This window comes from Achromobacter sp. GbtcB20 (assembly GCF_019091095.1).
In the GTDB taxonomy this organism is placed as follows: Bacteria; Pseudomonadota; Gammaproteobacteria; order Burkholderiales; family Burkholderiaceae_B; genus Achromobacter; species Achromobacter mucicolens.
In genome coordinates, this window is sequence record NZ_JAGXJZ010000016.1 from 108,026 (window position 1) to 120,261 (window position 12,236).

The 12,236-nt window shown below is 67.7% G+C and carries 9 protein-coding genes; 6 read left to right on the forward strand and 3 right to left on the reverse strand.

All coding sequences use genetic code 11. The annotated features are described in order from the left end of the window. Positions 1-105 precede the first annotated feature (105 nt). The 4 genes from KVT32_RS19960 (at position 106) to KVT32_RS19975 (ending at position 5,575) form a co-directional block, all read left to right on the forward strand. On the forward strand, positions 106-1,806 hold the full coding sequence (locus tag KVT32_RS19960; protein WP_217618768.1) for an acyl-CoA dehydrogenase family protein: 1,701 nt from the start codon (positions 106-108) through the stop codon (positions 1,804-1,806). A 70-nt stretch (positions 1,807-1,876) separates the two neighbouring features. Continuing rightward, complete coding sequence (locus KVT32_RS19965) at positions 1,877-2,854, forward strand: tripartite tricarboxylate transporter substrate binding protein (protein ID WP_217618769.1); 978 nt, start codon at positions 1,877-1,879, stop codon at positions 2,852-2,854. Positions 2,855-2,868: 14 nt separating this feature from the next. Further along, positions 2,869-3,996, forward strand: a complete 1,128-nt coding sequence (locus tag KVT32_RS19970; RefSeq protein WP_175156653.1) for a CaiB/BaiF CoA-transferase family protein — start codon at positions 2,869-2,871, stop codon at positions 3,994-3,996. A gap of 187 nt (positions 3,997-4,183) precedes the next feature. After that, positions 4,184-5,575 carry an APC family permease gene (locus KVT32_RS19975; RefSeq protein ID WP_152383518.1) on the forward strand — a complete coding sequence of 464 codons (1,392 nt, stop codon included), beginning with the start codon at positions 4,184-4,186 and terminating at the stop codon, positions 5,573-5,575. Positions 5,576-5,641: 66 nt separating this feature from the next. On the opposite strand, the gene ggt is transcribed toward KVT32_RS19975, so the two are convergent. Next, positions 5,642-7,402 (reverse strand): gamma-glutamyltransferase, encoded by a 1,761-nt coding sequence (gene ggt, locus KVT32_RS19980; protein WP_217618770.1) that lies wholly within the window; start codon positions 7,400-7,402, stop codon positions 5,642-5,644. 127 nt (positions 7,403-7,529) lie between these two features. Between ggt and KVT32_RS19985 the strand changes: the two genes are divergently transcribed. Continuing rightward, on the forward strand, positions 7,530-8,510 hold the full coding sequence (locus KVT32_RS19985; RefSeq protein WP_175156655.1) for a LysR family transcriptional regulator: 981 nt from the start codon (positions 7,530-7,532) through the stop codon (positions 8,508-8,510). Between the two features lie 78 nt (positions 8,511-8,588). Here the strand turns inward: KVT32_RS19985 and KVT32_RS19990 are convergent, their stop codons facing one another. Next, the gene (locus KVT32_RS19990; protein WP_152383515.1) at positions 8,589-9,581 is read right to left on the reverse strand and encodes a tripartite tricarboxylate transporter substrate binding protein BugE; all 993 of its coding nucleotides are present in this window, start codon (positions 9,579-9,581) and stop codon (positions 8,589-8,591) included. A 161-nt stretch (positions 9,582-9,742) separates the two neighbouring features. Here KVT32_RS19990 and KVT32_RS19995 point away from each other — a divergent pair, with 161 nt between their 5' ends. Then, positions 9,743-10,720: an AEC family transporter gene (locus tag KVT32_RS19995; protein WP_371825605.1), complete on the forward strand. Its 978-nt coding sequence runs from the start codon at positions 9,743-9,745 to the stop codon at positions 10,718-10,720. 66 nt (positions 10,721-10,786) lie between these two features. Here KVT32_RS19995 and fumC read toward each other — a convergent pair whose 3' ends face one another. Further along, positions 10,787-12,184: a class II fumarate hydratase gene (gene fumC, locus KVT32_RS20000; protein WP_056321003.1), complete on the reverse strand. Its 1,398-nt coding sequence runs from the start codon at positions 12,182-12,184 to the stop codon at positions 10,787-10,789. Positions 12,185-12,236: the final 52 nt, after the last annotated feature.

Genomic DNA, 12,236 nt, shown 5'->3' on the forward strand with positions numbered 1-12,236 from the left:
GCATATCTATATTTATTTTGGATTGATCTACATCAAAACAGTATTTGAGTAGATGAATCAACCCCCGCAACATAGGGCATCTCCCGTCCCGACCCGGATGCCGCCATGGATACCCCTGTCTTGCCTGTTGCCGCCACCGTCACGCCCGTACCGGACTCCCGGGGGCTGAATCTGTTCGATGCCGACCCCTACGCCGAGGCGCTGAGCCGCCGCTACTTGCCCGCCGAGCTGCATGCGCACCTGCTGCCGCATCTGAGCCGGCTGGGCGAACTGGCCGGCGGCGTCATGGACGAACTGGCGTCGGTCGCCGACAAGCACCCGCCCACGCTATCGGTGCGCAGCCGCGCCGGCACGGACGAATCCCGCATCGACAAGCATCCCGCGTACGTCGAACTTGAACGCCTGGCCTACAGCGAATTCGGCCTGGCGGCGCTGTCCCACCGGGGCGGCGTGCTGGGCTGGCCCGAGCCCATGCCCGCCGCGGCCAAGTACGCGCTCAGCCATCTTTTCGTGCAGGCCGAATTCGGCTTGTGCTGCCCCGTCAGCATGACCGACTCGCTGGCGCGCACCCTGCGCAAGTTCGGCGATCCCGCGCTGGTCGAGCGCGTGTTGCCGCAGGTGACTTCGCAGGATTTCGACACGCTGCGCCAAGGCGCCATGTTCATGACCGAACAGGGCGCGGGCTCGGACGTCAGCGCCACCGAGGTCACGGCCCAGCCGCAGGATGACGGCACCTGGCGCATCCACGGCGACAAGTGGTTCTGCTCGAACCCTGACGCGGGTTTTGCGATGGTGCTGGCGCGCAGCGAACCGGACGCGGGCCTGAAGGGCGTGTCGCTCTTTCTACTGCCGCGCGACCTGGCCGACGGCACGCACAACCACTACCGCATCCTGCGCCTGAAGGACAAGCTGGGCACGCGTTCGATGGCCAGCGGCGAAATCCGCCTGGAGGGCGCCGTCGCGTGGCTGGTCGGTGAACGCGGCCGCGGCTTCAAGCACATGGCCGACATGATCAACAACTCGCGCCTGTCCAACGGCATGCGCGCCGCGGGCCTGATGCGCCGCGCGGTCACCGAGGCCATCTACGTGTCGCAGCACCGCCGCGCGTTCGGCAAGCGCCTCATCGACATGCCGCTCATGCAGCGCCAGCTCGTCAAAATGATCGTGTGGGCGGAACAGGCGCGCAGCGTCATGTTCCAGACGGCGCGTGCGCTGGCCGACGCCGACCAGGGCGCGGCCGACCCCGCGCTGGCCCGGATCCTGACGCCGCTGATCAAGTTCCGCGCGTGCCGCGACGCGCGCAAGGTCACGGGCGACGCCATGGAAGTGCGCGGCGGCTGCGGCTACATCGAGGAATGGACCGAGCCGCGCCTCGTGCGCGACGCGCATCTGGGCTCGATCTGGGAAGGCACCAGCAACATCGTCGCGCTGGACGTGCTGCGCGCCATCAAGAAAGAAAACTCCCTGCCGGCGCTGCGCAGCCACATCGACCGCCTGCTGGCGGATGGCGCGCCCTGCCCGCCCGAACTGGCCAGCATGCAGGCCAGCGCCCTGGAAAAGACCTATGCGCTGGCGGAACACGCCGCGCAGGGCGACCATGCGCAGCTGGCCCGCCAGGCCGCGTCGCTGCTTTATCACGCCGTATCCATGGCCGCGCTGCGGTGGGAAGCCACCGGCGCGGGATTGGAAACCCGCGCGCGGCTGGCCGACCAGGTGCTGCTGCACCGCCTGGCGCCGCGCGACCCTTACGCCATCCCGCCCGACGAAAGCGCGGCCTGCCAGGCCATCCTGCACTACGCGCTGTAGCCCCTGTCAGGACTTTTGCTGTAACCCGACGCCGGCGGCACAGCCGGCGCGTCATCCACTGGAGACACGCATGAAACGCTATATTGCCCCCCTGTTTCTGGCGGCCGCCGCCATCGCCGCCACGCCCGTCGCGGCGGCAGACGCCTTCCCCACGGCCCGGCCGGTCACGCTGGTGGTGCCCTTTCCGCCGGGCGGCCCCACCGACGCGCTGGCGCGCCGCCTGGCCGAAAAGCTGCGCGAGCCCCTCAACCAGAACGTCATCGTCGAAAACCGCAGCGGCGCGGGCGGCAACATCGGCTCCGAATATGTCGCCTCGGCAAAGCCCGACGGCTACACCATCCTGTTCGGCACCTCCGGCCCGCTGGCCATCAACGTCAGCCTGTACAAAAAGCAGAACTACAACCCCGAGACCAGCTTCGCGCCCATCATCCGCATCGGCCACCTGCCCAACATCCTGGTGGTGAACCCGTCGGTGCCCGCCAACAACCTGCAGGAACTGATCGCCTACGCCCAGAAGAACCCGGACAAGCTGAGCTACGCCTCGTCCGGCAATGGCGCGTCGTCGCACCTGGCCGGCATCCTGTTCAACCGCATGGCCGGCACCAAGATCATGCACATCCCGTACAAGGGCACCGGACCCGCGCTGAACGACCTGCTGGGCGGACAGGTGTCGATGTCGTTCACCGACATCCTGACCGCGCTGCCCTACATCAAGGCGGGCAAGCTGCGCCCGATCGGGCTGGCCAGCGCCCAGCGTTCGGATGCGCTGCCCGACCTGCCCACGCTGTCCGAACAAGGCTTGAAAGGCTATGACGTCAGCGTCTTCTTCGGCATCGTCGCCCCCAAGGACACGCCCGCCGATGTGGTGAACACGCTGAACCAGGCCTTCAAGACCGCCCTCGCCGATCCCACGATCGCGCAGACGCTGCGCACGCAGGGCATCGTCGAGGCGCAGGACAAGACGCCGCAGGGCCTGTCCAGCTTCATCACCACCGAAGTCCCCAAGTGGCGCGAACTGATCCAGAGCGCCAACGTTTCCATCGACTGACGCGACGCATAGCCATGGCCCAAACCCTACCCAATGCCGGCGCCCTCGCGGGCTGCAAGGTGATCGATCTGTCACGCGTGCTGGGCGGCCCGTACTGCACCCAGATCCTGGCCGACCACGGCGCCGACGTGCTGAAGATCGAGCCGCCCGGCGGCGACGAGACGCGCGGCTGGGGCCCGCCCTTCCTGGGCGAGACCGCCTCGTATTTCGTCGGCGTGAACCGCAACAAGGACGGCATGACGCTGGACCTGTCGCAGCCCGCCGGGCAGGAACTGCTGCGCCACCTGCTGGCCGACGCCGACGTGCTGGTCGAGAACTTCAAGCCTGGCACGCTGGAAAAGTGGGGCCTGGGCTACGACGACCTGAAGCAGGCCTTCCCCGCGCTCATCCATTGCCGCGTCAGCGGCTTCGGCTCGGATGGCCCGCTGGGCGGCCTGCCGGGTTACGACGCCTGCGCGCAGGCCATGTGCGGCCTGATGAGCGTGAACGGCGAGGCGGACGGCGAGGCAACCCGGGTGGGGCTGCCGGTCGTGGACATGGTGACGGGCCTGAACGCGGCGGTGGCCATCCTGCTGGCGCTCAACGAGCGCACGCGTAGCGGGCTGGGACAATTCCTGGACATCACGCTGTACGACTGCGCGCTGTCGCTGCTGCACCCGCATGCGCCGAACTACTTCTACAGCGGCAAGGTGCCGCAGCGCAGCGGCAACGCGCACCCCAACATTGCCCCCTACGAAACGCTGCCCACCGCAAGCGGCCCGATCTTCCTGGCCGTCGGCAACAACCGCCAATTTGCAATGCTGACCCGGACGCTGGACGCCCCCGCGCTGTCCGACGACCCGCGCTACGCCACCAACGCGGATCGCCTGCGCAACCGCCAGGCACTGCGCGATGACCTTGCCGCCCTGCTGGCCCGCCATGAGGCGGCCACGCTAGCGGACCAGCTGCTGCGCGCGGGCGTGCCCGCCGCCGCCGTGCAGACGGTGGACCAGGCGTTGGCTCATCCGCACACCCTGCACCGCGGCATGGTGCTGGAACAGGGCGACTACAAGGGCGTGGGATCGCCCATCAAGCTGTCGCGCACGCCCGCCACGCTGCGCAAGCTGCCGCCAGACCTGGCGCCGCCATCTGGGCAGGACTGATCCCGCATCGATGACCCGCCCGGCGCCCGCCGGGCTTTTTTTTCCCCAAGCGAGCCGCCGCCCCGCGCGCAACAACTTAGACATTTGGTTTCAGCAGGCCGCCCGACTGCCGCCTTAGACTTTTTTCCGCATCTCGCGTTGCTCCCCGCACGCTTTTCCCGAGCCACATAAGAGGAAATAAAAGACTATGGCCACGAACGACTCACAAGACCACGGCCAGCTGAAACGGGTGATGGGCCCGAAACTGCTGCTGCTATTCATTGTTGGCGACATCCTGGGCACTGGCGTGTATGCGCTGACCGGGCAAGTGGCCGCCGAAGTCGGCGGCGCGGCCTGGCTGCCGTTCCTGGTGGCCTTCGGGGTGGCCCTGCTGACCGCGCTTTCCTACCTTGAACTGGTCACCAAGTACCCGCGCGCCGCCGGCGCCGCGCTCTACGTCCACAAGGCGTTCGGCGTGCATTTCCTGACGTTCATCGTCTGCTTTACCGTCATGTGTTCCGGCCTGACGTCGGCCGCCACCGCCTCGCAGGCCTTCGCCGCCAACCTGTTCGCGGCGATGGGCATCGAGGCCGAAAAGCACTGGATCACCCTTGGCGCACTGGGCTTCATGACGCTGGTCATGCTGGTCAATTTTCGTGGCGCGACTGAAAGCGTGCGCGCCAACGTCGTGCTCACGCTGATCGAGCTGTCGGGCCTGCTGATGGTCATCCTGCTGGGCTTTTACGCCATCTCCGGCGGCCAGGCGGATTTCTCGCGCGTCGTCGCGTTCGATACGCCCGAGGACAAGAGCGTGTTCCTGGCGGTGACCTCGGCCACCGCGCTCGCGTTCTTCGCCATGGTCGGCTTCGAGGACTCGGTCAACATGGCCGAGGAAACGCACGATCCCAGCCGCATCTTCCCGAAGGTCATGCTGACCGGCCTGGGCATCACGGCGCTCATCTATGTGCTGGTGTCCATCTGCGCCGTTGCGCTGGTGCCGGTGGGCGAACTGGCCAAGAGCAGCACGCCGCTGGTGCTGGTGGTCAAGCGCGCCGCGCCGGATCTGCCGGTGGAGTACATCATGCCGATCATCTCGATGTTCGCCGTGGCGAACTCGGCGCTCATCAACATGATGATGGCCAGCCGCCTGCTGTACGGCATGTCGCGCCAGGGCGTGCTGCCGTCCTTCCTGGCGCACGTGCACCGCAAGAACCAGACGCCGTGGACGGCCATCCTGTTCACGACGGCGCTGGCCTTCGGCCTCATCATCCTGGTCTCGCTGACCGACTCGCAGGCGATCCGCGCGCTGGGCGGCACCACCGCGTTGCTGCTGCTGGGCGTGTTCGCCTTCGTGAACGTCGCGGTGCTGGTCCTGCGGCGCGACAAGGTGGCGCATCGCCACTTCTCCATCAACCGCCTCGTCCCGTGGGTGGGCGCCGCCGCCTGCCTGTTCCTGGTCACCCCGCTGACCGGCCGTGACGTGATCCAGTACCAGGTCGCCGGCTGGCTGCTGCTGCTGGGCGTGGTGATGTGGTTCGTGACCTGGCTGGCGCGGCGCCGCGAGTCCAGGATGGAACTGGACCCGTCGTCGCTGGAGTGATACCGCAAGGGCCGCAGGCTCCCGGATCGCTGGCGCGCGGCTGCGCGGCGCCGGTCCGGGCACGCTTCAGCCGCCCACCGCTAGCCCTTCGCGGCGCGGATCCGCGCCGCCTTCAAGTCCCTTGGCGTCAATGACGATGCCGTGGATGCCGCTGGGAAACTCGGTGATCCGCACCGGGTGTCCCATGCGCTCAAGCTCTGGCGCCAGCGCTTCCAGCGCCGTGCCCTTCTCCAGTTCGGTTTCCTTGTTGCGGCTGCCCATGTTGGGCAGGTCGATCGCCGACTGGATGTCCAGATTCCAGTCCAGCACGCCCACCAGCGTCTTGGCGACGTAGTTGATGATGGCGCTGCCGCCCGGCGAGCCCACCAGCAGGTACGGCTTGCCCTCCTTGAGCACCATCATCGGCGCCATCGAGCTGCGCGGCCGCTTGCCCGGTTCGATGCGATTGGCCACGAGCCGGCCTTCGGGGTCCTTGAACGACGACGAAAAATCGGTCATCTCGTTGTTGAGCAGAAAGCCCCGCACGAAGATCTTGCTGCCGAATTCACTTTCGATCGTGGTCGTCATGGTCAGGGCGTTGCCCTGCGCATCGACCGCCACCAGGTGGCTGGTGGACGGCAGCTCCAGTGCGTTGTCCTTGCCCAGCGACAGCAGCTTGCCTTCGGGATCGCCGGGCAGCGCCACCTTCATGCTGCGATCCGGCTGGATCAAAGCGCCGCGCGCGCGCAAGTAAGCCGGGTCCAGCAAGGCGCGCACCGGCACGCGCACGAAGTCGGGGTCCGCCACGTAGAAATCGCGGTCGCCAAAGGCCAGCCGGCCAGCTTCCGAGAAATAGTGCACGGCCTGCACCGTGCCGGGCGCATACCGGCTTAGCGGGAATTGCTCCAGCTCGCCCAGCATCTGCAACACGGCGATGGGCCCGCTGCTGGGCGGCCCCATGCCGCAGAGCTGATAGCCGCGGTACGCGCCGCACACCGGATCGCGCGTCTTGGCGCGATAGTCCGCCAGATCCTTCAAGGCCAGGTCGCCGGGCTTCTCGTGGCCCTGCACCGCCGCCACGATGTCGCGCGCGATGTCGCCCTGGTAGAACGCGTCGGCGCCCTGCGAGGCCACGGCGCGCAGGGTGCGCGCGAACGCCGGATTCTTCAGCACGTGGCCCACGGGCCACGGCGTGCCGTCCGGCGCGTAGAAGTACGCGGCGGCGGCGGCCTGTTGCGGCAGCGCCTTGTTGCCGGCCAGCAGCGCGTGCAGGCGCGGCGACACCGCAAAGCCCGATTCCGCAAGTTCGATGGCCGGCTGGAACAGATCGGCCCAGGGCAGCTTGCCCTGCGCCTTGTGCGCCAGTTCCAGCCCGCGCAAGAGGCCGGGCACGGCGACCGACATGCCGTTGTTGACGGCCTGTGCAAAGGGCAGCGGTTTGCCCTCGGCATCCAGGAAGCGGTCGGGCCGCGCCGCCGCGGGCGCGGTCTCGCGGCTGTCGTACGTGCGGATCTGTCCGTCCGCCGCCGAATACAACACCATGAAGGCGCCGCCGCCGATGCCCGACGACTGCGGCTCGACCAGATTGAGCACCAGTTGCGTGGCGATGGCCGCGTCGACCACGCTGCCCCCGCGCCGCAGCATGGCTTCGCCCGCGCGGCTGGCAAGGGGGTTGGCGGACACCATCATGAAATGCGGCGCGCGCACGAGCTCGCGCTTCTGGACGCCGCTGGCGGCTTCGGGATTCAGGTCTTCCGCCGCGGGCGTGCGCGCCCAGCTGGCGGATGCGAACGGCAGGCCGGCGATGGCGGCGGCGAGCAGCAGGGCGGCGTGGCGGCGTAGGCGCATGGAAAGCTCCGGTGATCGCCGGACGTCCGGCAGGCGTCCATGATAGTCAAAGGTCTGCGCCGCTGCCCATGCGCGCCTTCCGGCTTAGAATCGCGGTTTACGGATCACCAGAGCCCCCGTTTGCGCCATGCGCCTGCGCCACATCGAGATATTCGAAGCGATCCGCCGCACCGGATCCCTGACCGAAGCCGCCGCCGCGCTGCACATTTCACAGCCCGCCGCCAGCAAGCTGCTGGCGCATGCCGAAAGCCAGCTTGGCTTCAAGCTGTTTGACCGGGTGAAGGGCCGGCTGGTCGCCACGCGCGAGGCAGAGATCCTCACGCCCGAGATCGCGCGGCTGAGCCAGGACCTGAGCAGCGTGCGCCGGCTGGCGTCCAACCTGCGCGACCGGCCCAATGGCCATCTGCGCCTGGGCTGCGCGCCCGCGCTGGGACTTGGCCTGCTGCCCGGCGTCGTGCGCGACAGCCGCGACGCGCAGCCCGGCATCACGTTCGATATCCACACGCATCACAGCGCCGAGCTGGTGCAGGGGCTGCTGACGCGCGAACTGGATCTGGCCATCACGTTCGACACCAACGACTATCCCGGCCTCACGCGCATGGGGCTGGGCCACACCGAGCTCGTGCACCTGAGCCGCCGCGCCGCGCAGGGTCCGCTGCGATTGTCGGAGCTGTCGGAAGCGAGAGGCGTAGAAGCGTCGGGCGCCGGTGCGTCGGGCGCCGCGGCGTTGGGCGCCAGTGCGTCGGGTTCCCCCACGGCAGGCGATACGCTGATCGTGCTGGACGCCAGCGACGCCTCCGGCGCATTGCTGCAATTGGCGCTGGACGCCCAGGGCCTGGCGCCGCAGGTCGCCATCCAGGTGCAGACGCATTACGTGGCGTGCGCGCTGGTGGACGCGGGATGCGGCGACGCCATCGTCGACGCCATCACCGCGCAAGCCATGCTGCGTCCCGGCATGACCCTGCGCCGCCTGGAACCCGCGCTGCGGGTGCCGATCAGCATCATGACGCGCAACCAGGATCCGCTTTCCGCGCTGCACCGCGACCTGATCGAGCGCCTGCGCGCCGCCTGCGCCGCACTGCTGGAAGGACTGGACGCGCGGGTCTGATAGCCACAAAGCACAACGGGCGCCCGAAGGCGCCCGCTGCAATATCGATCGGGGCAGACCCGCCTGCCCCGCGAAACATCAGTCCAGCTTGATGTTCTGCTTCTTCACCACGTCCTGGGCCCAGTTGAACTGTTCCTGGATTTCCTTGGCGAATTCTTCCGGCGTGTTGCCCGACGGCGCCGAGCCCTGCTCTTCCAGCGCCTTGATGACCTTCGGGTCCTTCAGGGCGACGACGGCGGCGTCACGCAGCTTGTTCACGACGTCCATCGGCGTGTCCTTGGGCGCCAGGAGGCCATACCAGACGGGCTGGTTCAGCACCGGGTAGCCCGCGTCCTTGAACGTCGGAACACCCTTCAGCGTGCCGATCTGCTCGGGCCACGCGATGGCCATGGCGTTCAGCTTGCCGGCCTGGATCTGCGGCATCGACGACGGCAGGTTGTCGAACAGGATTTCGATCTGGCCGCCAACGGCATCGGCCAGCGCCGGGCCCGACCCCTTGTAGGGCACATGCACGATGTCGGTGCCGGTGGCCATCTTGAAGGATTCGCCCATCAGGTGCAGCACGCCGCACGTGCCCGAGCTGCCGTACGAGTACTTGCCCGGATTCTTCTTCAGTTCTTCGATGAAGCCCTTGAAGTCCTTGGCGGGGAACTTGGGGTTCACGGCCACGACGTTGGCGGTGTTGGCGAAGTTGGTGACCGGCTGGAAGTCCTTGATCGGATCGTACGGCAGGTCCTTCGGACGGCAAGCGGGGTTCACGGCCATCGTGGAGACGGTGGCAATGGACAGCGTGTAGCCGTCGGCCGGCGCGCGCGCGGCTTCGGCCGCACCGATGGCGCCGCCCGCGCCGCCCTTGTTCTCAACGACCATGGGCTGGCCGAGTTCCTGGCTCATGCGCTGCGTCACGAGACGCGCAATGATGTCGGTGGAACCGCCGGGCGCGAACGGAACGATCACGCGGATGGCCTTGCTGGGGTACTTGTCTGCGGCGTGTGCGACCGAAGCGCCCAACGTGCCGGCTGCGCCGGTAGCAAGGGCGATGGCCACGGCCAGAGAGCGGACCTTATTCATAGATGTGTTTCCTCCAAGAGTGCGAGCCCGTTTGTAGACGGCCCGTTGTGTGTTGTGTCCGCCTGTAGACGGACCAGCAGATAACGGTGCGGGCGCATTGCTTGTGCGCAGCGTGTCGGCGCTGCATTTATGAGTTGCTTGTGGCACAAGCGCCCGCCAGAATGTCGGAGAATAGCAGCAAACGCTTACACCCGCATAGCGCGCCGGCCATCGCCCGGCGCTCGGCAAAAACCTCTTCTCCCATGTCTGTTGCCCTCCTGGTTTTCCCCGATTTCATGCTGGTCGCGCTGGGTTGGGCGCTACGTCACAAGCTGGGTTTCTCGCGCGAATTCTTCGCCGGAACGGAACGCCTCGTCTACTTCGTGCTGTTCCCCGCCTTGCTGTTCCAGGCGATCGTGCGCACGCCCATCACGGCGGGCAACGCGGCGCTGCTGCTGCAGGCTTCTGCCGCGGTCGTGGCCGCGGGCGTGGCGATGGCGTGGCTGGCGGGCCTGGTCCTGCGGCCCTCGTCGCTCGGGCTGGCCTCGTCAGCGCAATGCGGCTACCGGTTCAACACCTACATCGGCCTGGCCTTGTCGGCCAGTCTGGCGGGCACGCAGGGCCAGACCGCCATGGCGCTGATCGTCGGCTTTGCGGTGCCCATGGCCAACATCGCGGCCGTGTACGGCCTGGCGCGGCACAACGGCGGCAACCTGCTGCGCGAGCTGGCGCGCAATCCGCTCGTGGTCTCCACGCTGCTGGGCCTGGCCTGCAATCTCGCGGGACTGCAACTGCCCGGCGCCGTCGACACCGTGCTGGCGCGGCTGGGCGCGGCGGCGATCGCGCTGGGCATCCTCTGCGTGGGGGCCAGCCTGGCATGGGAAGGCGGCAAGGGCTACGGATCGCTGATTGCCTGGATGCTGGGGGTCAAGCTCGTCGCGTTGCCCGCGGTCGCGCTGCTGGTGGCGCATCTACTCGGCCTGCCGCCGCTGGAAGCACGCATGCTGCTGCTCTTCGCGGCGCTGCCCACCGCCTCGGCGGCCTACGTGCTGGCGATGCGCATGGGCGGCGATGGCCGCATGGTGGCCGTGCTGATCTCGCTGGGCACCTTGTTCTCGGCCGTCACGATCCCGATGTGGCTGCTGCTGGCCGGCGGCTGACCTTCCCCCCAAAAAAATGGCCGCCCCGGCAAGGGCGGCCATCTCATGCGGGTGGCGCAAGCCAGTTCAAGAAGGCTTGTGCGCGTTCGTCATCGAGCCCGGCACGACCCATTCGGCAAACTGCGCTTCGGTCACATAACCCAGCGCCAGCGCCGATTCCTTCAGCGACAGGCCTTCCTTGTGCGCCTTCTTGGCGATCTGCGCGGCCTTGTCGTAGCCAATGTGCGGATTCAGCGCGGTCACCAGCATCAGCGACCGGTCCACGAGTTCGGCAATGCGCTCGTGGTTGGGCTCGATGCCCGCGGCGCAATGCTTGTCGAAGCTGGCCATGCCGTCCGTCAAAAGGCGCACCGACTGCAGGAAATTGTGGATCACCAGCGGCTTGTAGACGTTCAGCTCGAAGTTGCCGCTGGCGCCGCCGATGTTGATCGCCACGTCGTTGCCCAGGACCTGCGCGGCCAGCATCGTGATGGCTTCGCACTGCGTCGGGTTGACCTTGCCCGGCATGATCGAGCTGCCCGGCTCGTTCTCGGGGATGCTGATCTCGCCCAGGCCCGACCGCGGACCGCTCGACAGCCAGCGCACGTCGTTGGCGATCTTCATGAGGCCGGCCGCCAGCGACTTCAGCGCGCCGTGCGCAAACAGCAGCGCTTCGTGCGAGGCGAGCGCCTGGAATTTGTTGGGCGCCGAGACGAACGCCGTGCCCGTGGCGTGGGCCAGATCGGCCGACACCTTCGCGCTGAATTGCGGATGCGCGTTCAGGCCCGTGCCCACCGCCGTGCCGCCGATGGCCAGCTGGTGCAGGCCCGGCAGCGTGGCGCGGATCTGCTGTTCGGCCAGATCAAGCTGGGCCACGTAGCCCGAAAGCTCCTGGCCCAGCGTCAGCGGCGTGGCGTCCTGCAGGTGGGTGCGGCCGATCTTGACGATGTCGTAGAACGCGGCGCTCTTTTCCGCCAGCGTGGCGCGCAGCGCCTTCAGCGACGGCAGCAGGCGATGCTCGACCTCGACCGCGGCCGCCACGTGCATGGCGGTCGGGAACGTGTCATTGGACGACTGCCCGCGGTTGACGTGATCGTTCGGGTGCACCTTGCGCGCTTCGCCGCGCTCGCCGCCCAGGAGCTCCGAGGCGCGGTTGGCAAGCACCTCGTTCATGTTCATGTTGCTCTGCGTGCCCGACCCGGTCTGCCAGACCGACAGCGGGAATTCGTTGGGCCATTTGCCAGCGATGACTTCGTCGGCGGCGCGCATGATCGCGTCAGCGATCTGCGCGTCCAGCTCACCCAGGTCGGCATTGACCTTGGCCGCCGAACGCTTTAGCCGCGCCATCGCATTGACCAGCGGCTCCGGCATCTTTTCGGTGGAGATCGCGAAGAAATGCAGCGAGCGCTGCGTCTGGGCTCCCCACAGATGGTCTTGCGGCACCTCGATGGGGCCAAAGGTGTCTTTTTCGATGCGGGTCTTCATGGCGCGTACAACTCCGTGGCGGCGTCAGTCGCGGGCGGCGGGACGCCGTCGG